At 72.9% G+C, this 23,894-nt stretch carries 24 protein-coding genes; 11 read left to right on the forward strand and 13 right to left on the reverse strand.

Going from position 1 to position 23,894, the window contains the following annotated elements:
• Positions 1-105 precede the first annotated feature (105 nt).
• From FHU36_RS28280 to FHU36_RS28295, 4 genes are read left to right on the forward strand one after another with little or no spacing between them, the layout of a single operon-like run.
• Positions 106-1,779: a nitrite/sulfite reductase gene (locus FHU36_RS28280; protein ID WP_185086822.1), complete on the forward strand. Its 1,674-nt coding sequence runs from the start codon at positions 106-108 to the stop codon at positions 1,777-1,779.
• Positions 1,776-1,946, forward strand: a complete 171-nt coding sequence (locus FHU36_RS28285) for an Insertion element protein (RefSeq protein WP_185086823.1) — start codon at positions 1,776-1,778, stop codon at positions 1,944-1,946. Before FHU36_RS28280 ends, FHU36_RS28285 begins: the two co-directional genes overlap by 4 nt.
• A complete protein-coding gene (locus FHU36_RS28290) occupies positions 1,943-2,671 on the forward strand; it encodes a phosphoadenylyl-sulfate reductase (protein ID WP_185086824.1) in 729 nt (242 codons plus the stop codon). Before FHU36_RS28285 ends, FHU36_RS28290 begins: the two co-directional genes overlap by 4 nt.
• Positions 2,653-3,495 carry a sirohydrochlorin chelatase gene (locus FHU36_RS28295; RefSeq protein WP_185086825.1) on the forward strand — a complete coding sequence of 281 codons (843 nt, stop codon included), beginning with the start codon at positions 2,653-2,655 and terminating at the stop codon, positions 3,493-3,495. The genes FHU36_RS28290 and FHU36_RS28295 overlap by 19 nt, the downstream gene beginning before the upstream one ends.
• Positions 3,496-3,696: 201 nt before the next feature.
• Here the strand turns inward: FHU36_RS28295 and FHU36_RS28300 are convergent, their stop codons facing one another.
• Entirely contained in the window at positions 3,697-4,398 is a 702-nt protein-coding gene (locus FHU36_RS28300) for a DUF1707 SHOCT-like domain-containing protein (RefSeq protein ID WP_185086826.1), read from the reverse strand.
• A gap of 109 nt (positions 4,399-4,507) precedes the next feature.
• Between FHU36_RS28300 and FHU36_RS28305 the strand changes: the two genes are divergently transcribed.
• Positions 4,508-5,857: an ankyrin repeat domain-containing protein gene (locus FHU36_RS28305; protein WP_246502590.1), complete on the forward strand. Its 1,350-nt coding sequence runs from the start codon at positions 4,508-4,510 to the stop codon at positions 5,855-5,857.
• A gap of 115 nt (positions 5,858-5,972) precedes the next feature.
• Here FHU36_RS28305 and FHU36_RS28310 read toward each other — a convergent pair whose 3' ends face one another.
• Together FHU36_RS28310 and FHU36_RS28315 are read right to left on the reverse strand one after the other, a co-directional pair.
• Complete coding sequence (locus FHU36_RS28310; RefSeq protein WP_185086827.1) at positions 5,973-7,136, reverse strand: ATP-dependent DNA ligase; 1,164 nt, start codon at positions 7,134-7,136, stop codon at positions 5,973-5,975.
• Complete coding sequence (locus FHU36_RS28315; protein WP_185086828.1) at positions 7,133-7,855, reverse strand: pyrimidine reductase family protein; 723 nt, start codon at positions 7,853-7,855, stop codon at positions 7,133-7,135. The genes FHU36_RS28310 and FHU36_RS28315 overlap by 4 nt, the downstream gene beginning before the upstream one ends.
• A gap of 131 nt (positions 7,856-7,986) precedes the next feature.
• On the opposite strand from FHU36_RS28315, the gene FHU36_RS28320 reads away from it, so the two are divergent.
• Positions 7,987-8,391, forward strand: a complete 405-nt coding sequence (locus FHU36_RS28320; RefSeq protein ID WP_185086829.1) for a hypothetical protein — start codon at positions 7,987-7,989, stop codon at positions 8,389-8,391.
• Positions 8,392-8,416: 25 nt separating this feature from the next.
• On the opposite strand, the gene glgX is transcribed toward FHU36_RS28320, so the two are convergent.
• The 3 genes from glgX to pgeF all read right to left on the reverse strand — a co-directional run bounded on the left by glgX (position 8,417) and on the right by pgeF (position 11,842).
• Positions 8,417-10,540 (reverse strand): glycogen debranching protein GlgX, encoded by a 2,124-nt coding sequence (glgX, locus tag FHU36_RS28325; RefSeq protein ID WP_185086830.1) that lies wholly within the window; start codon positions 10,538-10,540, stop codon positions 8,417-8,419.
• 33 nt (positions 10,541-10,573) lie between these two features.
• Positions 10,574-10,999 (reverse strand): OsmC family protein, encoded by a 426-nt coding sequence (locus tag FHU36_RS28330; RefSeq protein WP_185086831.1) that lies wholly within the window; start codon positions 10,997-10,999, stop codon positions 10,574-10,576.
• Between the two features lie 135 nt (positions 11,000-11,134).
• On the reverse strand, positions 11,135-11,842 hold the full coding sequence (gene pgeF, locus FHU36_RS28335; RefSeq protein WP_185086832.1) for a peptidoglycan editing factor PgeF: 708 nt from the start codon (positions 11,840-11,842) through the stop codon (positions 11,135-11,137).
• A gap of 58 nt (positions 11,843-11,900) precedes the next feature.
• On the opposite strand from pgeF, the gene FHU36_RS28340 reads away from it, so the two are divergent.
• Both FHU36_RS28340 and FHU36_RS28345 read left to right on the forward strand, forming a co-directional pair.
• Positions 11,901-13,340: an aldehyde dehydrogenase family protein gene (locus FHU36_RS28340; RefSeq protein WP_185086833.1), complete on the forward strand. Its 1,440-nt coding sequence runs from the start codon at positions 11,901-11,903 to the stop codon at positions 13,338-13,340.
• A gap of 18 nt (positions 13,341-13,358) precedes the next feature.
• Complete coding sequence (locus FHU36_RS28345; protein WP_185086834.1) at positions 13,359-14,351, forward strand: tetratricopeptide repeat protein; 993 nt, start codon at positions 13,359-13,361, stop codon at positions 14,349-14,351.
• 365 nt (positions 14,352-14,716) lie between these two features.
• Here the strand turns inward: FHU36_RS28345 and ligD are convergent, their stop codons facing one another.
• Positions 14,717-15,724, reverse strand: a complete 1,008-nt coding sequence (gene ligD / locus FHU36_RS28350; RefSeq protein ID WP_185086835.1) for a non-homologous end-joining DNA ligase — start codon at positions 15,722-15,724, stop codon at positions 14,717-14,719.
• A 311-nt stretch (positions 15,725-16,035) separates the two neighbouring features.
• On the opposite strand from ligD, the gene msrB reads away from it, so the two are divergent.
• A complete protein-coding gene (gene msrB, locus FHU36_RS28355) occupies positions 16,036-16,437 on the forward strand; it encodes a peptide-methionine (R)-S-oxide reductase MsrB (protein WP_185086836.1) in 402 nt (133 codons plus the stop codon).
• Between the two features lie 256 nt (positions 16,438-16,693).
• On the opposite strand, the gene FHU36_RS28360 is transcribed toward msrB, so the two are convergent.
• From FHU36_RS28360 to FHU36_RS28370, 3 genes are all read right to left on the reverse strand, one after another.
• Positions 16,694-17,590 carry a hypothetical protein gene (locus tag FHU36_RS28360; protein WP_185086837.1) on the reverse strand — a complete coding sequence of 299 codons (897 nt, stop codon included), beginning with the start codon at positions 17,588-17,590 and terminating at the stop codon, positions 16,694-16,696.
• The gene (locus FHU36_RS28365; RefSeq protein ID WP_185086838.1) at positions 17,587-18,186 is read right to left on the reverse strand and encodes a hypothetical protein; all 600 of its coding nucleotides are present in this window, start codon (positions 18,184-18,186) and stop codon (positions 17,587-17,589) included. The genes FHU36_RS28360 and FHU36_RS28365 overlap by 4 nt, the downstream gene beginning before the upstream one ends.
• Positions 18,187-18,308: 122 nt before the next feature.
• A complete protein-coding gene (locus FHU36_RS28370) occupies positions 18,309-18,977 on the reverse strand; it encodes a hypothetical protein (protein ID WP_185086839.1) in 669 nt (222 codons plus the stop codon).
• A gap of 270 nt (positions 18,978-19,247) precedes the next feature.
• On the opposite strand from FHU36_RS28370, the gene FHU36_RS28375 reads away from it, so the two are divergent.
• Positions 19,248-19,439 carry a hypothetical protein gene (locus FHU36_RS28375; protein ID WP_185086840.1) on the forward strand — a complete coding sequence of 64 codons (192 nt, stop codon included), beginning with the start codon at positions 19,248-19,250 and terminating at the stop codon, positions 19,437-19,439.
• Between the two features lie 65 nt (positions 19,440-19,504).
• On the opposite strand, the gene hemQ is transcribed toward FHU36_RS28375, so the two are convergent.
• Positions 19,505-20,206 carry a hydrogen peroxide-dependent heme synthase gene (gene hemQ, locus FHU36_RS28380; RefSeq protein ID WP_185086841.1) on the reverse strand — a complete coding sequence of 234 codons (702 nt, stop codon included), beginning with the start codon at positions 20,204-20,206 and terminating at the stop codon, positions 19,505-19,507.
• 13 nt (positions 20,207-20,219) lie between these two features.
• Positions 20,220-21,623: a protoporphyrinogen oxidase gene (gene hemG, locus FHU36_RS28385; RefSeq protein ID WP_312891882.1), complete on the reverse strand. Its 1,404-nt coding sequence runs from the start codon at positions 21,621-21,623 to the stop codon at positions 20,220-20,222.
• 334 nt (positions 21,624-21,957) lie between these two features.
• Between hemG and FHU36_RS28390 the strand changes: the two genes are divergently transcribed.
• The gene (locus FHU36_RS28390) at positions 21,958-22,683 is read left to right on the forward strand and encodes a DUF4349 domain-containing protein (protein ID WP_376774175.1); all 726 of its coding nucleotides are present in this window, start codon (positions 21,958-21,960) and stop codon (positions 22,681-22,683) included.
• Here FHU36_RS28390 and hemE read toward each other — a convergent pair.
• Positions 22,671-23,630 carry a uroporphyrinogen decarboxylase gene (gene hemE, locus FHU36_RS28395; RefSeq protein WP_312891970.1) on the reverse strand — a complete coding sequence of 320 codons (960 nt, stop codon included), beginning with the start codon at positions 23,628-23,630 and terminating at the stop codon, positions 22,671-22,673. The genes FHU36_RS28390 and hemE overlap by 13 nt on opposite strands.
• Positions 23,631-23,894: the final 264 nt, after the last annotated feature.

Below are 23,894 nucleotides of genomic sequence, written 5' to 3' on the forward strand. Positions count from 1 at the left end.
ACCCCTGTTTGTCACCCTGAGCGCGTCGCATCTCTCCTGACACCCCCGCACTCGACGTCGAGGCGGGAGGAAGCCTGCGCGCGCCCATGATCCGAAGGACGCGCAATGAGCACTCCTGCCAGCCGGCATCACAAGCGCCCGCGCGGCGAGGGTCAGTGGGCTCTCGGTTACCGCGAGCCGCTCAACAAGAACGAAGAGAACAAGAAGAACGACGACGGCCTCAACGTCCGCCAGCGCATCATCGACATCTACGCCAAGGGCGGCTTCGACTCGATCGACCCCGCCGACCTGCGCGGCCGCATGCGCTGGTACGGCCTCTACACCCAGCGCAAGCCCGGCATCGACGGCGGCAAGACGGCGATCCTCGACCCCGAGGAGCTCGACGACCGCTACTTCATGATGCGGGTCAGGATCGACGGCGGCCAGCTCGACCTGCGCCAGCTGCGGACGATCGCCGACATCTCCAACGAGTACGGCAGGGGCACGGCCGACCTGACCGACCGGCAGAACGTGCAGCTCCACTGGGTGGGCATCGAGTCGGTGCCCGACATCTGGGAGCGGCTGGAGGCCGTGGGCCTGTCCACCACCGAGGCGTGCGGCGACACCCCGCGCGTGATCCTGGGCTGCCCGCTGGCCGGCATCGACACCGAGGAGGTGCTCGACGCCACCGAGCAGATCCGCGAGGTGCACGACCGCTTCATCGGCGACCCCGCCTACTCCAACCTGCCGCGCAAGTTCAAGGCGGCGGTCAGCGGCTGCCCGGCCCACTGCACCGTCCACGAGATCAACGACGTGGCGTTCGTCGGGGTGGAGCTGCCGACCGGCGAGAAGGGCTACGACCTGTGGGTCGGCGGCGGCCTGTCGACCAACCCGATGTTCGGCAAGCGGCTCGGCGTCTTCGTCCGGCCCGACCAGGTGGGTGACGTCTTCGGCGGCGTGATCGGCATCTTCCGCGACTACGGCTACCGGCGGCTGCGGCACCGGGCGCGGCTCAAGTTCCTGGTCAGCGACTGGGGCCCGGAGAAGTTCCGCGAGGTGCTGGAGACCGAATACCTCAAGGAGGCGCTGCCCGACGGCCCGGCCCCGGCCGAGCCGCGCAACTCCCGCCGTGACCACGTGGGCGTCTTCCCGCAGCGTGACGGCAACTTCTACGTCGGCTTCGCGCCCAGGGTGGGCCGCCTCGACGGCGACCGGCTGCACCTGATCGCCGACATCGCCGAGCGGCACGGCTCCGACCGGGTCCGCACGACGGTCGAGCAGAAGATGGTCATCCTCGACGTGGCGCCCGACCGGGTCGACTCGCTGGTCGCCGAGCTGGAGGCCAACGACCTGCAGGTCAACCCGTCCACGTTCCGCCGCCAGACGATGGCCTGCACCGGCATCGAATACTGCAAGCTGGCCATCGTCGAGACCAAGGCCACCGCCTCCGACCTGATCGACGAGCTGGAGCGGCGGCTGCCCGACTTCAAGGAGCCGCTGACGATCAACGTCAACGGCTGCCCCAACTCCTGCGCCCGCATCCAGGTGGCCGACATCGGCCTGAAGGGCCAGCTCGTCGTCGACGAGAACGGCGAGCAGGTCGAGGGCTTCCAGATCCACCTGGGCGGCTCGCTCGGCGTCAACGCGGGCTTCGGCCGCAAGGTGCGCGGCCTGAAGACGACGGCCGCCGCGCTGCCCGACTACGTGGAGCGGGTCGTCACCCACTACGACGCCCAGAAGAAGGAAGGCGAGTCCTTCGCCGACTGGGTGCAGCGCGCCGACGACACGGACCTGCGATGAGCACGCGGGCCGTTCCGTTCCACTGCCCCTACTGCGGCGACGAGGACCTGGAGCCCTACGAGGGCGAGCCGGACGCCGCCGGGCCCGCGGCGCACGGCGGCTGGTACTGCCGTTCCTGTGCCCGCGCTTTCAAGCTGAAGTTCCTCGGAATCGGAGTGAAGATATGACGCTGGTCGACATCGAGATCGGTCTGGGACAACAGCGCGGCACTCTCGACCTGCAGGACATCGTGGCGTCCGCCGCCGAGTTCCTGGAGGAGGCCTCGGCCCGCGAGATCATCCGCTGGGCGGCGGCGACGTTCGGCGACCGGTTGTGCCTGACGTCCTCCATGAGCGACGCGCTGCTGATCGATCTGGTGAGCCGGGTCAAGCCCGGGGTGGACGTGCTGTTCATCGACACGGGCTACCACTTCGCCGAGACGATCGGCACCCGTGACGCGGTCCAGCAGGTCTATGACGTCAACGTGATCAACGTGGAGCCGTCGCGGACGGTGGCCGAGCAGGACCGCGACCTGGGGCCGCGCCTGTTCGGCCGCAACCCCGACCTGTGCTGCTACCTGCGCAAGGTGGAGCCGCTCAACCGGGCGCTGGAGCCCTACCTGGCGTGGATCTCCGGCATCCGCCGCGACGAGTCGCCCACCCGGACCGGCACCAAGGTCGTCGAGTGGGACGCCAAGCGGCAGATGGTCAAGGTCAACCCGATCGCCCGCTGGACCCAGGACGACGTCGACAACTACATGGCCGACAACGGCGTGCTGATCAACCCGTTGCACTACGACAACTACCCCTCGATCGGCTGCGCCCCCTGCACCCGCCAGGTGGCGCCCGGCGAGGACCCGCGCAGCGGCCGCTGGGCGGGGCTGGGGAAGGTCGAATGCGGCATTCACCTGTAGTCCCCGGCATCCGGCCGGCCGCGCCGGCAGGCGAGGCCGGCCGCCCGGCCGCGGGCTCCGCCGTGGGAGCGGACCGCGCCGGACGTGCCGGTGACGTGCCGCTGGTCGCCGTGGCGCACGGGTCGCGTGATCCGCGTGCCGCCGCGACCGTGGAGGCGCTGCTGGACGAGGTGCGCCGGGCCCGGCCCGGCCTGCCGGTGCGCACCGCCTACCTCGACCACGCCGCCCCGTCCCTCGGCCTGGCCCTGCGCGGGCTGGGCGAGGCCGTGGTGCTGCCGCTGCTGCTCACCGAGGCGTACCACTCGCGGGTGGACCTGCCCGCGGCGCTCAACGAGGCACGGGCGCGCGACCCGCGGCTGCGCGTCCACTACGGGTCCACCCTCGGCCCGCACCGGCTGATGCCGGCGGCGCTCGAACGCCGGCTGACCGAGGCCGGCGTGGCGGCGGGAGACCCGGACACGGCGGTGGTGCTGGTGTCGGCGGGTTCGAGCGACGCCCGTGCCAACGCGGTCGTGGCGGGCCTGGCCCGCGCGTGGGCCGCCCGTTCGGGCTGGTGGGCCGTGACGGCGGCGTACGCGTCGGCGGCGGGGCCGGTGCCCGAGGAGGCGGTCGCGGCGCTGCGCGCGGCGGGCGCGCCGCGCGTCGCCGTCGCGCCCTACCTGCTGGCGCCCGGCCACTTCTCCGACAAGGTCCGCCGCGCGAGCCTGGCGGCGGGCGCCGATGTGGTCGCCGACGTGCTGGGCCCGGCCCCCGAGCTGGCCCAGGTCCTCCTGGAGCGCTACACGGCGGCCCTGCGCACCCCCGTCGGGGCCGCCGCCTCGTAGCCGCGGCACGCCCCGCTGCCTCCCCGAGCATCCCCTGACGCCGGACTCCGCCCGGGGGCCCGCACTCCCGCCTCCACCGGGTGGCGGGGCGGTCAGGCGTCGCGGCCCGGCCGGCGGGCAGAGCTGGGGATGGGGATGGGCCGCGGGCGTGACGGGGCCGGAGACGGGTGAGGCCGGAGACGGGGCGCGCGGGTGAGGGGGTCAGGTGTCGCGGCGGGGGAGGGCGTCGGGGCCTGGCATCGGATGGTGGGGCGGGGAGGCTATGCCGTGCAGACGGTTCCAGTGCTCGCGCCAGGCCGCCAGCCCGCGCCGCAGCGGTTCGGCCCGGGAGTCGCCGAGCACCTTGACGTCGCCCATCACCGCGTAGGCGTGCACCCGCACGACCGGCACGTTCTGCCCGGCCGGGGCCTCCTGCACGTCCACGCGCTTGCTCCCCATGACGGCCATCCCGTCGAGGTCCACGTGGACGCCGTCCGGAACGATGATCTTCACATCGCCCATCACCGAGACGGCCGTGATGTCGACCAGGTTCGTGCGCACCTCGGCCTCGCGCAGGTCGAGCACGACGTCGCCCATCACGGCCACCGCGCCGAGCTCCTCGTCGACGCGCCAGGTGCCGCGCCGCTTGGTGTCGCCCATGATGCCGACGAACCACCGCCGCCTGCGCCCGTCGCGCGGCCGGGCCGGCGCCGAACCGGTCACAGCGCCGGGGGCGGCGTCGGCGGCGGGCAGGTCCTCGGTGATCACGGCCAGCTCGGCCCGCGTGGTCGCGGTGTAGGCGGCCTCGGTGCGGTCGGCCAGCTCGGCCAGGGTGAGCCTGCCGTCCACGGAGGCGACGCGGAGCCGCTCGACGACGGCCTCACGTTCGGCGTCGGACGCGCGAACGCCACCAGGGTCAGTCATGAACGCAACATATCGCGTTTCGGGGCGAACCGGCTCCTCCGGGAGGAGGAACCTCCCCGGGCGGCGGCGTAGTCCGTGGGACGGGCACGGCTCGGCTAGGGTCCGATGCATGCATGAGGACAAGCTCTACCGGGCCGCGTTGAACGGCGAGCAGGACGAGGTCGGCGAGTTGCTCGCCGGGGGCGCCGACCCCAATCAGGTCGCCGAGGGCGAGGAGGAGGGGCTGCCGCTGTGCGCGGCGGCCGCGTGGGACCGTCTGGAGGTGATCCGGACGCTGCTCGCCGCCGGCGCCGAGGTGAACGGCCGTGAGAGCGGCGGCTGGACGGCGCTGCTGTGGGCGGCGGCCAACGGCCACGCCGACGCCGCCGAGTTGCTCGTCGAGGCGGGGGCGGAGGTGGACGCCGCGAACGACGACGGCGACACGCCGCTGACGCTCGCGGCCCGGCGGGGCGCGCTGGGCGTGGTGCGGGTCCTGCTGGACAGCGGGGCGGACGCGGCCAAGTACGACGGCGACGGCGACACCCCGCTCGACATCGCCGTCGACTGGGTGGGCGTGCACCTGGAGAGCGCTCTGCTCGACCAGATCGGCCAGGAGGGCTGGGAGTACGTCGTGGGCCGCCAGTTCGCCAAGGACGGCACCGAGCTGGTCACCGTGGCGGGCCGCTCCCCCGACGGCACCGAGACCGAGCAGGTGCAGGCGCAGCGCGGCCACGCCGCCGTCGCGACGCTCCTGGAGGAGGCCACCGACGCCCGTCCGCCGGTCGAACGGCTGGTCGCGCGGGCCCTGGCGCATCGCGACACCGACGAGGACGCCGAGACGTGGTGGATCGTGGCCGACACGCTGGGCAAGCGGGCCGACGACGAGACCTACGAGGCGCTGGCCGCGCTGTGCGTGAGCGAGGACGCCCGGGAGCGGGAGTTCGGGGTGGACGCGATCGCCCAGTTCGGGGTGACCGAGGACGCCAAGCCCTACCGGGAGCGCACGCTGCCCCTGCTGCAGCGGATGGCCACCACCGAGAGCAACCCGCAGGTGGTCCGCTCGGTGCTGGCGGCCCTCGGCCACCAGGGCGACCCGCGGGCGCTGCCGCAGGTGCTCGACATCATCGGCCGGCCCGGGCACCAGCGCACGATGACCGACGCGATCGCGCTGGCCGACGTGCTGCCCGCCGACCACGCCGAGGGCCTGGAGCTGCTCATCTCGATGACGGAGGACGCCGACGACGAGGTGCGCGACTGGGCCACGTCGGGCCTGGCCTCGCTGGAGGCCGACACCCCGCGGATCCGCGAGGCGCTGGCCGCCCGCCTGGACGACGCCGACATGCGCACGGTCGCCGAGGCCACCCGCGGCCTGGCCGAGCGCGGCGACGACCGGGCCAGGCGGGGGGCGGAGCGGGTGCTCAAGGAGAGCGACGACGACTACGCCCGCGATCTGGTGACCGAGGCCCTGGCCAAGCTCTGACCCGGCCTGAGCCTGACCCGGCCCGTGCCCCGAGCCTGGCGCGGGCGTGGGTCGCGGCCTGGGCCGGCGAGCCTGAGCCGGCGCGGGTGTGGGTCGCGGCCTGGGCCGGGTGTGGTCAGCGGGCGAGGATGTCGTCGAGGTCGTAGGAGACGGGCCGTTCGAGCTGCTCGTACGTGCACGACCGCGGGGTGCGGTCGGGCCGCCAGCGGCGCCACTGCGCGGTGTGGCGGAACCGGTCGCCCTCCATCTGGTCGTAGGCCACCTCGATCACCAGCTCGGGCCGGAGCGGGATGAACGACAGGTCCTTCTTGGCGTTCCACCGCGACACCGCGCCGGGCACCCGCTGCCCGCCCGTCGCCGGGCTCGGCGTGGGCCGGCCGACGGTGCCGGCCGCCTGCTCGGCCCAGTGGCCCCACGGGTGCTCGCCCAGGTCGGCGAGGTAGGGCCGGAGCTCCTCCACCAGCTCGGCGCGGCGCGCCATCGGGAACGACGCGGCCACACCCACGTGGTGGAGCCGGCCGTCGTCGCCGTAGAGGCCGAGCAGGAGGGAGCCCACGATGGGGCCGGTCTTGTGCTCGCGATAACCGGCGATCACCACGTCGGCGGTGCGCTCGTGCTTGACCTTGAACATGGCGCGCTTGTCGGGCACGTACGGCTGGTCGCCGGGCTTGACGATGATGCCGTCGAGCCCGGCCCCCTCGAACGTCTCGAACCACTCGGCCGCTTGCCCGTCGTCACGCGTGACCGGGGTCAGGCGGATCGAGCGGCCGGCGGCGCCGAAGATGCCCTCCAGCCGCTCGCGCCGTTCGGCGAAGGGCGTCTCCATCAGGGACTCGGAGCCGAGCGCCAGCAGGTCGAAGGCCACGAACGACGCCGGGGTCTGCTCCGACAGCATCCGCACCCGGGAGGTCGCCGGGTGGATGCGCTGCTGGAGCGCCTCGAAGTCGAGCTGGGAGCCGCGCGGCAGGACGATCTCGCCGTCGACCACCACCCGGTCGGGCAGCTCGGCGCGGACGGCCTCGACCAGCTCCGGGAAGTAGCGGGTGAACGGCCGCTCGTTGCGGCTGCCCAGGTAGACCTCGTCGCCGTCGCGGAAGACGATGCAGCGGAAGCCGTCCCACTTCGGCTCGTAGATCAGGGTGCCGTCCTGCTTGGGCATGGCCTTGACCGGCTTGGCCAGCATGGGCGGCACGGGCGGGCGCACCGGCAGGTTGGGCACCGGCTCCGGCTCGACCTGCGCTGGTGTGGGCCCGGAGGTGGGTGTGGTGGCGTCGGTCATGCGTCGGTTCCCCTCGTGTAGCGGCAGAAGAGGACGCCGTCCTCCTCCAGCACGTGGCCCAGGCGCAGCTCGGCCCGGGCCGGCTCGCCGTCGAGCACGCGCGCCGCCCCGCCGCCGACCAGCATCGGGCTGATCGTCAGGCACAGCTCGTCCAGCAGCCCGGCGGCGGCGATTTGGGCGTTGAGCCGCGGCCCGCCCTCGCACAGCACCCTGGTCAGCCCCCGGGCGTGCAGCTCTCGGACGGCCGCCGTCAGGTCCACCTCGGCGTCGCCGGCCACGACCACGTCGGCCCGTTCGGCGGCGTACTCGAGGCGCTTACGGGGCGCGGCCTCGCAGGTGAGGACGATCGTCCGGGCGAGCGCCCCCTCGAACAGCGGGCCGTCGAGGTCGAGGTCGAGGCTGCGGGTGACCACCGCGATGGGCGGCACGGGCGGCCGGCCCTCGCGCAGCGCCCGCCACGACTCGCGCGGCTCGACGGCGCCGTAGCCCTCGGCCCGCACGGTGGCGGCCCCCGCGACGATCACGTCGGCCATTCCGCGCAGGACGCCGAAGATCCGCCGGTCGCCCTTGCTGGACAGGCCGCCTGACCTGCCCTCGACCCAGGTGGCGCCGTCGGCGCTGGCGACCATGTTGACGCGCAGCCACGGCCGCCCCTCAGGGTAGGCGTAAGCCCAGGAAATGTCTGGATCGTCCTGTATGTCCGGATAGATGCGACGCACTCCTCTACCTTGGCACACACCCCCGACAACCAGGCGGCATGCCCGCCCTGGCCGGTATTGCCGTATCTGCTGGCATACAGGGAGTAATCGGCATAACGTTCTCGGCAGAGATCGGGACCGAAGGAGGCCCAGTGGGGCTGGTCACCACGGTGACATGGGCGTTCACCGCGCTCGTCGGGATCTACCTGCTCTACCTGTGGCTGTCGGGCGGCGGACTGCGCCAGCAGGCCGCCAAGGTCACCCGCTTCCCGCTGACGCTGGTCCTGTCCCATCCCACCCTGGCCGTCACGGCGCTCGCCTGCTGGGCCGGCCACCTCCTGACGGGGTCGCGGACGCTGGCCTGGACGGCGTTCGGGGTGCTCGCGGCGGCGGCCCTGCTCGGGTTCGTCATGTTCACCCGCTGGCTGGGGGGCGGGCGGCACGCCCGGGGCGCCGAGCGCCGCTTCCCCGTGGTGGCGGTGGCGCTGCACGGCGTGGCGGGCGTGGCCACGTTCGTCCTGCTCCTGCTCACCGCCGGCGCGCCAGGGGAGCCCTGAGCGCGCGGCGGAGGCAGGTGGGCCGTCAGGAGGGGAGCGGCTGGCGGAGGACCTGGATGGAGCGCGAGGTGACGGCCACCAGGGCGCCCGCCGGCCACCGCTCGTCGGGGAACAGGTCGTCGCGGGGCGACTCGTCGGTCGTGTCGAGCACCGGCTGCCAGCCGTCGCCGAACTCCGCGCCCGGCAGGGTGAACGTCATGTCCTCGTGGTGGGCGTTGATCAGCAGCAGGAACGAGTCGTCGACGATCCGCTCGCCACGCGGCCCCGGCTCGGTGATGGCCTGGCCGTTGAGGTAGACCATGAGCGACTTGGCGTAGCCGGTGTGCCAGTCGCCGGCCGTCATCTCCACCCCGGCCGGGGTCAGCCAGACCAGGTCGCGCCTGCCGTTGTCGGGGTGGCGGCCCTGGAAGAAGCGGCGGCGCTGGAAGACGGGGTGCTCCCTGCGCAGCCGCGACAGCCGGCGGACGAACTCCAGCAGGTCGGCCTCGGCGGACAGCCGCGACCAGTCGATCCAGGCCAGCTCGTTGTCCTGGCAGTAGGCGTTGTTGTTGCCCTGCTGGGTGCGGCCCAGCTCGTCGCCGTGGGAGAGCATCGGCACGCCCTGCGACAGGAAGAGCGTGGTGAGGAAGTTGCGCCGCTGGCGGTGGCGGAGCCGGACGATCTCGGGGTCCTCGACGGGGCCCTCGGCGCCGCAGTTCCAGGAGCGGTTGTCGTCGGTGCCGTCGCGGTTGTCCTCGCCGTTGGCGAGGTTGTGCTTGCGGTCGTACGAGACGAGGTCGGTGAGGGTGAAGCCGTCGTGGCACGTCACGAAGTTGATCGAGGCGACCGGGCGGCGGCCGGAGGTGGCGTAGAGGTCGGCGGAGCCGGTCAGCCGGGAGGCGAACTCCGGCAGCGCCGAGTGCGTGCCCCGCCAGAAGTCGCGCACGATGTCGCGGTACTTGCCGTTCCACTCGGTCCACAGCGGCGGGAAGTTGCCGACCTGGTAGCCGCCGGGGCCGACGTCCCACGGCTCGGCGATCAGCTTGGCCTGCGAGATCACCGGGTCCTGCTGGATGAGGTCGAAGAACGCGCTCAGCCGGTCGACGTCGTGCAACTCGCGCGCCAGCGCCGAGGCCAGGTCGAAGCGGAACCCGTCGACGTGCATCTCCAGCACCCAGTAGCGCAGCGAGTCCATGATGAGCTGCAGGGCGTGCGGGGAGCGGACGTTCAGCGAGTTGCCGCAGCCGGTGTAGTCGAGGTAGTAGCGCCGGTCGCCGTCGTGCAGGCGGTAGTAGGCGGCGTTGTCGATGCCCCGGAACCCGAGCGTCGGCCCCATGTGGTCGCCCTCGGCGGTGTGGTTGTAGACCACGTCGAGGATGACCTCGATGCCCGCCTCGTGCAGCGCCCGCACCATGGCCTTGAACTCCGGCACCTGCTCGCCGCGCGTGCCCGCGCTGGAGTAGCGGCCGTGCGGGGCGAGGTAGGCGGCGGTGTTGTAGCCCCAGTAGTTCGTCAGCCCGCGCGCCACCAGGAAGTGCTCGGGGATGAAGTGGTGCACCGGCATCAGCTCGATGGCCGTCACCCCGAGCGACACCAGGTGGTCGATGATCGCCGGGTGGGCCACGCCCGCGTACGTGCCGCGCAGCGCCTCCGGAACGGCCGGGTGGCGCATGGTCAGCCCGCGCACGTGGGCCTCGTAGATCACGGTCTCGTGGTAGGGGGTGCGGGGCGCCCGGTCGTTGCCCCACTCGAAGAACGGGTTGATCACCACGTTCTTCGGCATGAACGGGGCGCTGTCGACGGTGTTGAGCCGGGCCGGGTCGGTGAAGGTGTAGGAGAACACCGACTCGTTCCAGGTCAGCTCGCCGTCGATCGCCTTGGCGTACGGGTCGAGCAGCAGCTTGGCGGGGTTGCACCGGTCGCCCTGCGACGGGTCGTAGGGGCCGTGCACCCGGTAGCCGTAGCGCTGCCCCGGCATGATCCCCGGCAGGTGGCCATGCCAGACGAACCCGTCGACCTCGGGCAGGTCGACGCGTTCCTCGGAGCCGTCATCGTGGAAGAGGCACAGCTCAACCCGCTCGGCCACCTCGGAGAACACCGAGAAACCGGTGCCCACGCCATCCCAGGTGGCTCCGAGCGGGTAGGGCTCGCCAGGCCAGACTTCGCGCATGTGACCCGATTGTCGCACGCGATCGCGATCGCGCTAGAGGAGCGAGGCCTTGAGGGTGATCGTCGTGCCGGTGAGGGCCTTGCTCACCGGGCAGTTGGCCTTGGCCGTCTCGGCCGCCTCCTGGAACTGCTCGGCGCTGATGCCCGGCACCTGGCCCTCGACGGTGATCACGATGCCGGTGATGCCCTCGCCCGGCTGGAACGTCACGTCGGCACTGGTGCGCAGTGACTCCGGCGGCGTGCCGGCCCCGTTGAGGCCGTGGGCCAGCGCCATCGAGAAGCACGAGGAGTGAGCCGCGGCGATCAGTTCCTCCGGGGAGGTCTTGCCGTTGGCGGCCTCGGCCCTGGACGGCCAGGAGACCTCGAACGTGCCCACGCCCGAACTGTCGAGCGAGACCGTGCCGGAACCGTCGAGCAGGGCGCCCTTCCACTGGGTGGTGGCGGTGCGGGTGGTGGCCATGCGAAAACTCCCTCCGTAGTGGTCCTCCGACCCTATCGCGCGTTCCCGGCACGATCGTCTTCCGGGGCGTCAGGGCATTCGCGGCGAACCGTGGCATGCTCGGGCGCCTCCCGCCCTCTCCGGGCCCCGACCCCGTCACTCCAGCCAGATGAGCCCGGCGAACCGCCCGCAGGCGCGCTCGCGCCGATGGGAGTAGAGCTCCGCCGACTCGATCGTGCACCGGGCGTCGTGCCGCACGTCCGGGACGCCCGCCGCCCGCAGCTGCGCCTCGATCCCGGCGCGCAGGTCGAGGGCCGGGGTGTCCCAGGAGGTGGTGGACCACGTCTCGGGCACCCGCGCGGCCACCCGCTCGCGCAGCTCGGCGGGCACCTCGTAGCAGCGGCCGCACGCACCGGGCCCGACGAGCGCCGCCATCCGCTCCGGCCGCGCGCCCTTGGCCGCCATGGCCAGGACGAGCTCCGTCGCCACGCCCGCCTCGGTGCCGGGACGGCCGGAGTGGGCGGCGCCCACCAGGCGCGCCACCGGGTCGGCCACCAGCACCGCCGGGCAGTCGGCGCCCAGCGAGGCGAGCGCGAGGCCCGGCTCGCCGGTGAAGATCCCGTCGAGGGGCGGCGGGTCGTCGCCGAACGGCTCGCTCACGTACGCGACGTCCGCGCCGTGCACCTGCCGCATGAACACCACGGCCCGCACGCCGAGGTCGGCCACAAGTGCGGCGCGGTTGGCCCGGACGGCCGCGGGGTCGTCGCCCACCAGCCCTCCGAGGTTGCGCGAGCCGTACGGCGGGGCGCTCACGCCCCCGCGGCGGTCGGTGACGGCGGCGTGCACGCCGGGAGCCAGCAGCATGCCTCGATCCTAGAGGTGCTCTGGCTCCCGCAAGGCAAGCAAGCATATGCTTGGTCTCGTGGCTGACTATCGCAACCTCATCGGCGGCAGGCTCGTCCCCGCGGCCGACGGCAGGACCATGGACTCGGTCAACCCCGCCACCGGCGAGGCGTGGGCCACGGTGCCGGCGAGCGGCCCGCGCGACGCGGACGCGGCGGTGGAGGCCGCACGGCGGGCGTTCCCCCGCTGGTCGGCCATGCCCGCCCTGGGCCGGGCACACCTGCTGCGCCGGGTCGCCGCCGTCTTCACCGAGCACGCCGACGAACTGGCCCGGCTGGAGACCCGCGACAACGGCCGGATCCTGCGCGACACCCTGCACAAGGACCTGCCCGGCATGGCCCACCTGTGGCAGCTCGCCGCCGGCCAGTGCCTGGACGCCGTCAAGGGCGGCACCGTCATCCTGGGCCCCGACACGCTCGGCCTGACCCGCCGCGAACCGTACGGCGTGGCCCTGTGCGTCATCCCGTGGAACTCCCCCGTCTCGACGTTCTCCGCCAAGGCCGCCTACGCGCTGGCCGCGGGCAACACGGTGATCGTCAAGCCCGCCGAGCAGGCGAGCGTGTCGGTGCTGCGGCTGGGCGAGCTGCTGGCGGAGGTGCTGCCGCCGGGCGTGCTGAACATCGTCAGCGGCCTCGGCGAGGAGGTCGGGGACGCCCTGGTGCGGCACCGCGGCGTGCACAAGATCAGCCTGACCGGGTCCACGGACACCGCCCGGGTCATCACCCGGGCCTCGGCGGACGCGCTCAAGCCGATGACGTTCGAGCTGGGCGGCAAGTCGCCGAACATCGTCTTCCCCGACGCCGACCTGGACGCCGCCACCCAGGGGGTCACCGTGAACTCCGTCTACACGGGCAACGCCGGGCAGGTGTGCGTGGCCGGCTCCCGCATCCTGCTGCACCGGTCGATCTGGGACGAGATGCTGGAACGCATCGAGCACGCGGCGGCGGGCCTGGTGCTCGACGACCCGCTCGACCCGGGCACCACCATGGGCCCGATCGTCTCCCAGGGCCAGTACGAGCGGGTCACCTCCTACCTCGACCTCGCCGAGAAGGAGGGAGCGCGGCTCGTCTTCGGCGGCCGGCGCGGGGCCGAGGTGGTGCCGCGCCTGCCGGGCGGCTACTGGGTCGCGCCCACCCTGTACGCCACGTCCGACAACCGGCTGCGCGTCTGCCAGGAGGAGATCTTCGGGCCGGTGGCGGTGGCGATCCCGTTCGAGAGCGACGAGGAGGCGCTGAGCGTCGCCAACGACTCGCCGTACGGGCTGGCCGCCGGGGTCTGGACGCGCGACCTGGGCCGCGCCCACCGCTTCGTCCGCGACCTGCAGACGGGCACGGTGTGGGTGAACACCTTCCGCCAGATGCCGCCCGGCCTGCCGTTCGGCGGCGTGAAGGACAGCGGGTACGGGCACGACGCGGTGCTGGAGTACACCCGCGAGAAGGCGGCCGTCATCCAGATCTAGTTCGGATACATTCCCGGCATGAGCGAGGAGATCATCGCCGGGCGCGGCGCCGAGCCTGCCGCCCCAACCGGCCCGCTGCCCGGCCCACTGCCCCCTGTGCCGCCCCCCGTGCCGCCCGACGCCGTCCTGCCCCCCGCACCGCCCGAGGCGCTGCCCGAGGCGCTGCCCGAGGCGGCCGCCCGGTCGCGGGCCTCCGTGCTGCGCAGCCGGGCCGAGTCGTACATCGCGCTGTCCCGCCATGACGCGGCCATCGCCGACCTGACCGAGGCGATCGCGCTGGAGCCCGACAGCGCGCGGGCCTGGCGGATGCGCGGCGAGAGCCACCGCCTGATCGCGCGCTACGAGGCGGCGCTGTCCGACTTCGGCGAGGCGCTGCGGCTGGAGCCCGACAGCGCCTACGCCCTCGGCTCGCGCGGCCAGGCCTACGCCTCGCTCGGCCGCCACGACGAGGCCCTGGACGACTTCGAGCACGCGCTCACCCTGTCGCCGGAGTCGCTGTGGATCCTGGAGGCCAGGGCGGACACCCTGGCCGACCTCGACCGCCTGGACGAGGCGCTGGACGAGCACGCCAGGATCATCGCGCTGAACGGGAAGCTGGCCTACTCCTGGCTGGCTCGCGGCGACCTCTACCAGCGCATGCACCTGTACCCGGAGGCCATCGACGACTACACCAAGGCGCTGGAGCTCGACACCGCGTACGTGCGCGGCTACAGCCGGCGCGGCGAGGCGTACCGGATGATCGACCGCTACGAGGAGGCCCTCGCCGACCTGAACAGGGCGATCGAGCTGGACCCCGACCACGACCGGGCGCTGGGCAGCCGCGGCGCGGTGCTGAGCGAGCTGGGCGACAACGAGGGCGCGCTGCGCGACCTCGACCGGGCCATCGAGCTGGACCCCGACTACATCTGGGCGTTCCGGGTGCGCGGCGAGATCCTGCAGGAGCTCGACCGGCACGAGGAGGCGGTCGCCGACTTCACGAGGGCGCTGGACCTGGAGTTCGGCGACTCCTGACGCGGCCGGCCGCCCGCGCCGGACCGGGCGCCCGCCCCGGCGCCCGGCAACCGGGATTCCGCGCCCCCGATCGCGGTCGTCGTGCTGTGCGTGGAGTCGCCCGGGTCTCGCGGGCAGCGGAGCCGGCGTCACGGAGGAGACTTCCGCCGTGGGGAGAAATCCCCTCCTGGCGGCAGAGGATTCTCCCTCCAGATAGAAGGTCTTTCACCCCGGTAAAGCGGCAGATGTGACCGTGTGGAGTTACGTTCCGGGCACGTGCGCGGTTCAGCGCCGCCACGGGTCCGCACGGCCGGTGAGCCCGGGCGTCACGGCGGCCGGAGGGGGCCGGCCGTGCGGACCCGGGCAGCGGACCCGGTGCCCGGGTGTCAGCCGTCCTCGGCCGGCCGCGCCTTGCTGGGCTGCACGCGCTTCGGCTCGCCGGGCATCTTCGGGTAGTTGGGCGGGTACGGCAGGTCGCCGCGGTCGTCGGAGGCGTACCGTTCGAGCAGCGGCTCGATCGAGTAGGCATGGTCGTCGATGGCCGCGTGCACGTCGCCCAGCTTGGCGAAGCGGGCCGGGACGGTGCGGATGTCGAAGTCGGCCGGCTCGGCGTCCGGCAGCTCGTCCCAGGTCAGCGGGGCGGAGACGGTCGCCGCCGGCCTGGCGCGCACCGAGTAGGCGCTCACCACGGTGCGGTCGCGGGCGTTCTGGTTGAAATCGACGAACACCCGCTCGCCCCGCTCCTCCTTCCACCAGGCGGTCGTCACCAGGTGGGGGGCGCGGTCCTCCACGGCGCGGGCCAGGGCGATGCCGGCGTGCCGCACCTCGACGAAGTCCCAGCGCGGCTCGATGCGGACGGCGATGTGCAGGCCGCGGTTGCCGGAGGTCTTCACGAACCCCGTCATGCCCAGCTCGCCGAGCACCTCGCGGGTCAGGAACGCGGCCTCGCGGGCGGCGGCGAACGCGACGCCCGGCTGCGGGTCGAGGTCGATCCGCAGCTCGTCGGGGCGCTCGACGTCGCCGGCGCGGACCTGCCAGGGGTGGAAGTCGATGGTGCCGAGGTTGGCGCAGTAGGCGATGGCGGCCACCTCGGTCACCCGCAGCGAGTCGGCCTTGCGCCCGCTGGGGAAGGTGACGGTCACGGTCTGCAGCCAGTCGGGGTGCTTGGCGGGCATCCGCTTCTGGTAGATGGCCTCGGTGTGGATGCCGTCGGGATGGCGCTTGAGATTGGTGGGGCGGTCGCGCATCGCCCGGAGCGCGCCCTCGCCCACGCTCACGTAGTACTCGACGAGCTCGCGCTTGGTGGCGCCGAGCTCCGGGAAGTAGACCTTGTCGGGGTTGGTGACCTTGACGGTCCGCTCCCCCACCTTGAGCTCGATGAACGGCGATGCCATGCCCCGAACCTACCCCGAGTGGGTGGGTCCGTCCCGGAGCCCGCCTCGGTGGCGGGACCGAGGGCTCGACGGGACGGACCACGATCACCCGCCCACCGGCCGGTCCGGGCGCTGGCGCGCCACCCGGTCGGCCTGTGATCACCAGCGGCTCCAGCACGGGCGTGGGCTGTGCCGCTCGGGCGATCCGGCGAGCGATCCCACCCTGAGCAGGAGGTGATGACACCCCCTTGCCTACAAAGACGCGAATTCGCCGCAGAAAGGATGCTCTCCCGGCGGAGATCTCTTTTTGCCACATCTCGTACGCTGAAGGTATGGACAAGGTGGTCAAGAGCGAAGCCGAGTGGCGGGTCCAGCTCTCGCCGGAGGAGTTCCACGTCCTCCGGCAGGCGGGGACCGAACGGCCGTTCACCGGGGAGTACGTCGACACCAAGACCGAGGGCGTCTACTCCTGCCGCGCGTGCGGAGCGGAGCTGTTCAGGTCGGACGCCAAGTTCGAGTCGCACTGCGGCTGGCCGAGCTTCTTCGAGCCGTCGAAGTCGGAGGCGGTGACGCTGATCGAGGACCGCAGCCTCGGCATGGCGCGGACCGAGGTCCGCTGCGCCCGCTGCGACTCCCACCTGGGCCACGTCTTCCACGGCGAGGGCTACGCCACGCCCACCGACGACCGCTACTGCATCAACTCGGTCTCCCTGCGCCTCGAACCCGGGTCGTGAGCCCGCCGTCCCGGCGCGTGGCGGTCGCACGCCGGGGGTAGGGATCGGCGGTTGAGGCTGATCCATCTCCGGCACAGGTGGGTGACGGTCGAGGCCATCGGCCGGGTCGTCACCCAGCGGTGCGAGCGGTGCTTCAGAAGCCGGGTGCGCGTGCGGTAGCTCGGGGCCAGGGCCGTTTCCTGCCGGTCGGCCCGCCTCGCGAACGGCTGCCAGGCCGTTCTTTACGGCGGCCGAGGGGGTTGAGCACCCGCGGCACTCAGCATGACGAGGGATCCGCCGCCGTCCCCTCGGCGCAGGCCGCGGCGACCAGCGTCGAGCGCAGGGCCGTCAGGCTCGGCGGGACGGTGCTAGCCGGCTCTGTGCCGCCCACGGGAACCGAGGTCGCCGTGGCCGAGGGCTTGCTCGTCGGCGTGTAGCACGGATCGAGGTCGTCACAGGTGGGCGTGGGAGACGGCTCCGCCTCGCTGTCCTCGGAGACGTACGTGTACCCGAGAAGCTGCGCCGCCCGCTGGCCGTCCATGAGCGGTGCGGTCACCGGGCTGCCCGCCGACTCCTCGACGAACAGTCCTTCGCCGATCGGCGTGTGGACCGACTGGGCGTAGGCGAGTTGGACGGGGTCGGTGACGGGGCGGCCGAGAAGCTGCTGCCGTTCCGCCAGGTTGTGGACGAACATCAGGCCCGTCCCCGCCGTACCGATGGACTCCTTGAGCTCGGCGAGGGTGGTGGTGGCCGGCTGCTCGACCCGGATCCGGACCGTGCCGTCGGTGTACCCCTGGCCGAGCCGACCGGCCAGCACCTTGTCAACGCGCACCACCAGGCTGGCGTACCGCATGGCCGCGTCCGCGCTGTCGTAGGCCACGACGGGCGAGCCGCTCTCCCCGTCGTCGGAGGCGTAGGCGATGCCGGGCTCGATGTCCACGACGGTGCCCTGGATGAGCGCTCCGGCGGCCTTGAAGGCGCCGGAGTCGGATGCTCCGGGGACGATGTCGGCCACCGAGTCGAACAGATACTCGCCGTCCGAGACGCTGGCGCCGTAGCGGAGCTGCACCCAGAAGGAGGGCTCCGGGCTGTTGAGTAACGCGCCCGCGCAGGTCCCGGTGACGACGGCGGCGACGAGGGTGAGGATCAGCGAGAAGCGCTTGTTCACGCTCACCACGCCCCGTTGACGTGCGAGCGGTCGTGGCTGCTGTAGCTCTGGGTGGTGGACGTGCCCTGCTTCATGCAGGAGGTCAGGTTGGTGTGCCCCAGGCCGATGGCATGCCCGACCTCGTGGCAGGCCGTCTTCTTGCGGACGGTGGCGGTGGTCATGTCGGCCAGGTCGAAGCGAAGCTCGGCACGGTCGCAGGTGTACTCACCGCCGATCTGCGCGAGCACTCTGACGCACTTGGTCGAGGCGGTGATGTTGACGCCCGTACTCGAGCCGTCCCAGTCCTTGCCCCAGTAGTCGACGTAGCGCGCGTCGAACATCACCAGATCGGTGTGCGTGCCCGCGGTGCTGTCGTAACCGCCGATTCGCAGGTCGGTCTGGTAGTCCAGGTTGGCCATCCCGTAGTCGGCCGCTGTGATCATGTTGCTGGTGAGAGTGGAGCCGTTCCAGTAGACATCGCGGTTGTCCGTCTTGGGGCAGCACCAAGTGGGGTGGTAAGCGAAGAAGCCGAACGTGTTGGCGGCCACCGGGGTGGCGGCCGCGAGCCCGGCGGAGAGTGCCGCCACGATGGCGAACACCAGGGCGAGTGCTGACTTGCGCATGGCTGATCAATTTAGGCACGGGCCGAGGTGGCCAAAAGACCAAAAAGGGGAAGTCAACACCAACGGAACATGTACGACGGCTGACGGCCGCACGGGCGAGGACGCGGCACGGTGCGGACTAGCTAGCCGGGGTCCGGATGCGTCACCCGGCAGGTCGTGTCGCCGGGGCCGAGGATGTTCGCCAGCACCGGGCTGCCGTTCTCGCCCGGCCTGGCCTGCACGAACACCACCGGCTCTTTCGTGCCCCGCTCGCCGAGGTAGGCCAGGCCGCGCTCGCACAGGGCCAGGGCGGCGGCCGAGTCGTCGGCCGACTCGGGCAGATCGGTGTAAATGCGCAGATATCCGCCGACCGTGCGGATGTCCTTCACGTGCCTGGCGGCGGCGTCGCCGGAGCCCCAACGGGCGCGGAAGTACTCGATCGCTTGGTGGTCGGTGTCCTTCGAGGCCTCCCCGGTCGCGGTACGCCCGCCGGCGGAGACCTCCGGGTCGCCGCCCGCCGTCCCCTTCCCAGCCGCGCCGCTGTCGCCTGCCCCGCCGCCGTCCGACCTACCGTCCGCGTTACCGTCCGAGCTGCCGTCCGTGCCACCTGCCGCCGCGGCCTCCTGCCCGGAGCCCGCTGAACGGGGGCCGCGGGTGTCGCCGCCGCGTGCCGCCGCTGCCGGGTCGTCCGGCCGGGCTCGCTGCCCGCCGTCCGTGGCCCCGGCCGTTCCGGGCGGGGCGCTGGTGAGTGGGCCGCCGGTGCCGAGCAGCAGCGCGATCCCGCCGGCCAGCGTCAGCGTGCCCGCCGACACCCATCCGACCCAGGACCTGCCGGGCTTGGCGTGCCTGCGCCCGTCGTCCGGACCGCCACCGCCGTCCCGGTGCCTCCCCCCGTCCGGGCGCCTGCCGCGCAGTCCCCGCCCGCCGTAGGTGGCGCGCCGGCCCTGCCTGCCGTGCGTGCCGCGGGCCCCGCGCCCGGCGCGCGTGCCCGGAGTGCCGTGCCGTCCGGCCCGTGCCGCCCCCTGCTCGTCCTCGCGGCCATCACCGCGCCCCCCGCTGTGGCCGATACCGTGACCCCCGCCGTGGCCATCATCGCGGCCATCACGGTGGCCCCCGCCATGACCATCGCCGTGACGATCGCCGTCGCCGCCGTCATCCTCGTCACCGGTGCCCCGGCCGGTCGGCGCGGCCGCTGCGAAGAGGTTCGACCGTTCGTACGGATGCCGCCTGCGTTTCCCCGAACCCCCGGCCATGCGACGCCCCCTGGACCGTGACGACCTGCCATCCTCTGCCGATTGTCACTCGCGGCGCGGATCCGTGCAGGCGTATGCGCGAAGCGCTAGGGCAGGGCGGCGAGCAGTTCCTGCACGGGCTTGCGGGCGCCGGTGTAGAAGGGGATCTCCAGCCGGGTGTGCCGGCGCGCCTGGGCGCCGCGCAGCTCGCGCATCAGGTCGACGATCCGGTGCAGCTCGTCGGCCTCGAACGCCAGCATCCACTCGTAGTCGTTGAGCGCGAAGCACGCCACGGTGTTGGCCCGCACGTCGGGGTACTCGCGCGCCATCTGGCCGTGCTCGGCCAGCATCGCCCGCCGGTCCTTGTCCTCCAGGAGGTACCACTCCAGCGAGCGGACGAACGGGTAGACGCTCACGTACGCCCGGGGCTCCTCCTCGGCGAGGAACGCCGGGATGTGCGACTTGTTGAACTCGGCCGGCCGGTGCAGCGCCATCGCCGACCAGACGGGCGCGCTGTGGCGGCCGAGCGTGGTGCGGCGGAACCGGGAGTAGACGTCCTGCAGGTCCTCGGGCGTGGGCGCGTGCCACCAGAACATGTAGTCGGCGTCGGCGCGGAAGCCGGCCACGTCGTAGAGGCCGCGCGTCACGACGTCCTTCAGGGCCGCCTGCTCCAGCAGCTCGGTGACCTCCTCGCCCGCCTGGTCGCGGCCTGCGGGCAGCGGCGCGGTGGCCTTGAAGACGGACCACATCGTGTAACGGATCACCTGGTTGAGATCGCGGGCCCTGGGCCGCGCGGCGCCTTCAGTCATGCTGCCATTCTCCTCAACGCGACAGGTGGTCCAGAATCCGGGCCGCGGCGGTGCGGCCGGTCGCGATGCACGCGGGGATGCCGAGGCCGTCGTAGGCGGCGCCGCACACGGCCAGGCCCGGCTGCGGCGCGACGGCGGCGCGCACCCGGGCGACCCGGTCGAGGTGACCGACGTTGTACTGCGGCAGCGAGCCGCCCCAGCGGGTGACGCGGGTGTCGAGCGGCAGCCCGCGCGCGCCGAGCACGCCGGCCAGCTCGGCCGTGGCGAGCGAGACCAGCTCGGCGTCGTCGCGCTGCAGCAGGTGCTCCTCGCCGATGCGGCCGATCGACAGGCGCACCACGAACACGTCGCCGCCGAGGTGGGGCCACTTGATCGAGCTGAACGTCGCCGCCTTGACCGGCCGGCCCTCCACGGGCGGCACCAGGTAGCCGCTGCCGGTGGGCAGCTCGGGGAAGGCGGTGGGGGCGTAGGCGAGCGTGACGATGGCCATGCTGGCGTAGTCGATCCTGGCCAGCTCGGCCGCGGCGGCCGGCACCTCGGCCTTGAGCAGCCGGGCGGCCGCGGGGCCGGGGGCGGCGACGATGACGGCGTCGGCCTCGATGGTCTCGGGGTGCGGCACCGGGCCGGCCACCAGCCGCCAGCCGTCGGCGGTCCTGTGCAGCTCGCGGACGGTGACGCCGGTGCGCACGTCGGCCTCCGACGCCTTGGCCACGGCCTCCGGCAGGCTGCCCATGCCGGAGCGGAGCGAGGTGAAGACCGGGCCCCCGCCGCCGGAGGCGTCCTGGACGATCTGCCTGGCCGCCGTGAGCAGCGAGCGCTCGGAGCGGGCGGCGGCGGCCACCCGCGGCATCGTGGCCTCCAGTGACAGCCTGTCGGCGTGGCCCGCGTAGACGCCGCCGAGCAGCGGCTCGACGAGCCGGTCGAGGACCTCGCCGCCCATCCGCGCCCGGATGTAGGCGGCGACGGACACGTCGGTCCGCACGAGGGTGGCCGGCAGGATCTGGTCCATCGGCACCCGCAGCAGCCCGCCGGGCGAGAGGATTCCGGAGCGGGCCAGCTCGGCCAGATCGGCGGGCACGCCCATCACCTGGGACCTCGGCATCGGCCGCAGCGTGCCCCGGCTCAGGATGGCGGCCCGCGTGATGCCCGGATCGACCAGGTCGCCGCCGAGCCCGGCCGCTGCGGCCAGGTCCTTGCCCTCGGGCCGCCTGGCCAGCATGGACTCCGCTCCGGCGTCGACCATGACCCCGCCGACCTCGGAGGCGTACAGCTTGCCGCCGACGCGCGGGCTCGCTTCGAGGACCGTCACCCTGATGCGCGGGCCCTGCCCGGCATGGGCGTGGCGCAGGTGCCACGCCGCGGCCAGGCCCGAGATCCCGCCCCCGATGACGACCACGTGCGCGTGATTGCCTTCCACGCCTTCAGACGCTACCGCCTCCGTGCCCCGCCCCTCCGCCCGGGGCACGCGGCCGTCGCGGGTGTGTGACCGTACCGTGACGGGCCCTTTCAAACCCGCGCGGAGCGGGGTTCGTCTTAGGGGCATGAGGACATTCCAGTACGGCGTGGCGTTATCGGCCGCGTGCGCGGCCCTGCTCCTGACCGGCTGCGCCGGCGACGCCGGGACCATGTCGGACAGACAGATCGCGCCCGCGGCGGCCGACGAGGCCCGCGGTGAGGCGGCCGGTCCGACCGGGACGTCCGTCCCGACCCCGCGCAAGCAGCCGCAGCAGGGCCGGAGCGTCACCGCCGGGGTGGAGGTCGCCCGCCAGGAGCGCCAGGTCATCTACGTGGCGCGGCTGAGCGTGCGGGTCAAGGAGGTCGCGGCGGCGGCGCAGCGGGCCAAGCAGCTCGTCACGACGGCCGGCGGGCACCTGGCGAAGGAGGAGTCCCGTTCCGGAAACCGGGGCGGAGGCTCGGCCACGCTGGAGTTCAAGGTGCCGCCCGCCCGCTATCCCGAGGTGCTGGCCGGCCTCGGCAGGGACCTCGGCGAGCAGATCTCCCTCACCCAGAACACCGAGGACGTCACCCTGCGGGTGGCCGACGTGGAGAGCCGGCTCGCCTCGGCCCGGCAGTCGCTCGAGTCGCTGCGCGCGCTGATGAAGAAGGCCGACACGATCGGCGAGGTGCTGCAGGTGGAGCGGGAGATCTCCGCCCGGGAGGCCGACCTCGAGTCGCTGCAGGCCCAGCAGAAGGAGCTGTCGGCCCAGGTGGGCATGGCCACGCTCACGCTCGAGCTGCTGGGACCGCGCGCCGTCGTGAAGACGCCCTCGGCGGAGCCGCCCGGGTTCCTCGGCGGGCTCGCCGCGGGGTGGGCGTCGCTGGTGATGTTCGGCAAAGTGGCGCTGACCGTGCTCGGCGCGGTGCTGCCGTGGCTGGCCGTCATCGTGGCGCTCGTCGCGCTCCCCGTGCTCGCCGTACGGCGGCGCGTGCGCAGGCGCGCGACCCCGCCCGCCCCGCCGGCGCCTCAGGCTTCGTGAACGAGGTCGGTCAGGCGCTTGAGCTGGTCGGGGTCGGTGCCGGGCAGGACGCCGTGGCCGAGGTTGAACACGTGGCCCTCGGCCGCCTCGCCGCGGCGCAGCACCTCGCGGGCCTTGCGCTCGACGACCTCCCACGGGGCCATGAGGATGGCCGGGTCGAGGTTGCCCTGCAGCGCCTTGCCGGGCCCGACGCGGCGCGCGGCCTCGTCGAGTGGGACCCGCCAGTCGACGCCGACCACGTCGGCCCCGGCCTCGCCGAGCAGGCCGAGCAACTCGCCGGTGCCGACGCCGAAGTGGATGCGCGGCACGCCGAGGTCGGCCAGGCCGTCGAAGATGCGGCGCGTGTGGGGCAGGACGAACTCGCGGTAGTCGTCGGGGGCGACCGCGCCCACCCAGGAGTCGAAGAGCTGGATCGCCGAGGCGCCCGCCCGCACCTGGATGCGCAGGTGCTCCAGGACGATGCCGGCCAGGCGGTCCATGAGGTCGTGCCAGAGCCGGGGTTCGCCGTACATCATGGCCTTGGTGCGATCGTGGTGGCGGGAAGGGCCGCCCTCGATGAGGTAGGAGCCGAGGGTGAACGGCGCCCCGGCGAAGCCGATCAGAGGCGTGCCGCCCAGCTCGCCGACCAGCGCCCGGATCGCCTCGGTGACGTAGGAGACGTCGTCCGGCTCGATGGGGCGCAGCGCGTCGAGCGCCGCGGCGTCGCGGATGGGCTGGGCGACGACCGGGCCGACGCCCGGCTTGATGTCGAGGTCGACGCCGATGGCCTTGAGCGGCACGACGATGTCGCTGAAGAAGATGGCCGCGTCGACGCCGTAGCGGCGGACCGGCTGCAGGGTGATCTCGACGACCAGGTCGGGCGTCTCGCACGCCGTCAGCATGGGCACGCCTTCGCGCACCTTGAGGTATTCGGGCAGCGATCGGCCGGCCTGCCGCATGTACCACACGGGCGGGTGGGGGACGGGCTGCCGGCGGCAGGCGCGCAGGAACGTTGACTCGGCGAGATTCACCCTCCCAGGGTGCCATGCTCCGGTGCCCGTCCCGGCATCCGGTACGCGGCACTCCCCCAGCCTTGTCCACCTGTCGAGAAAAACCCTCATAAGTAGGCTCAAATCATGATCAGATAGCCGAATGGATGTTTACCCGCCGACCGGCCATGGACCGCACACTCGGGTCGAACACCTCCCATGGAGGGCCATACGGCCGGTCTT

The sequence above is a fragment of the Nonomuraea muscovyensis genome (genome assembly GCF_014207745.1).
In the GTDB taxonomy this organism is placed as follows: domain Bacteria; phylum Actinomycetota; class Actinomycetes; order Streptosporangiales; family Streptosporangiaceae; genus Nonomuraea; species Nonomuraea muscovyensis.

Bases quoted from the DNA above. Each gene is read 5' to 3' on its own strand.
- FHU36_RS28280 (WP_185086822.1), top strand. From the start codon at position 106: ATGAGCACTCCTGCCAGCCGGCATCACAAGCGCCCGCGCGGCGAGGGT.
- FHU36_RS28285 (WP_185086823.1), top strand. From the start codon at position 1,776: ATGAGCACGCGGGCCGTTCCGTTCCACTGCCCCTACTGCGGCGACGAG.
- FHU36_RS28290 (WP_185086824.1), top strand. From the start codon at position 1,943: ATGACGCTGGTCGACATCGAGATCGGTCTGGGACAACAGCGCGGCACT.
- FHU36_RS28295 (WP_185086825.1), top strand. From the start codon at position 2,653: ATGCGGCATTCACCTGTAGTCCCCGGCATCCGGCCGGCCGCGCCGGCA.
- FHU36_RS28300 (WP_185086826.1), bottom strand. From the start codon at position 4,398: ATGACTGACCCTGGTGGCGTTCGCGCGTCCGACGCCGAACGTGAGGCC.
- FHU36_RS28305 (WP_246502590.1), top strand. From the start codon at position 4,508: ATGCATGAGGACAAGCTCTACCGGGCCGCGTTGAACGGCGAGCAGGAC.
- FHU36_RS28310 (WP_185086827.1), bottom strand. From the start codon at position 7,136: ATGACCGACGCCACCACACCCACCTCCGGGCCCACACCAGCGCAGGTC.
- glgX (WP_185086830.1), bottom strand. From the start codon at position 10,540: ATGCGCGAAGTCTGGCCTGGCGAGCCCTACCCGCTCGGAGCCACCTGG.
- FHU36_RS28330 (WP_185086831.1), bottom strand. From the start codon at position 10,999: ATGGCCACCACCCGCACCGCCACCACCCAGTGGAAGGGCGCCCTGCTC.
- pgeF (WP_185086832.1), bottom strand. From the start codon at position 11,842: ATGCTGCTGGCTCCCGGCGTGCACGCCGCCGTCACCGACCGCCGCGGG.
- FHU36_RS28345 (WP_185086834.1), top strand. From the start codon at position 13,359: ATGAGCGAGGAGATCATCGCCGGGCGCGGCGCCGAGCCTGCCGCCCCA.
- ligD (WP_185086835.1), bottom strand. From the start codon at position 15,724: ATGGCATCGCCGTTCATCGAGCTCAAGGTGGGGGAGCGGACCGTCAAG.
- msrB (WP_185086836.1), top strand. From the start codon at position 16,036: ATGGACAAGGTGGTCAAGAGCGAAGCCGAGTGGCGGGTCCAGCTCTCG.
- FHU36_RS28365 (WP_185086838.1), bottom strand. From the start codon at position 18,186: ATGCGCAAGTCAGCACTCGCCCTGGTGTTCGCCATCGTGGCGGCACTC.
- hemQ (WP_185086841.1), bottom strand. From the start codon at position 20,206: ATGACTGAAGGCGCCGCGCGGCCCAGGGCCCGCGATCTCAACCAGGTG.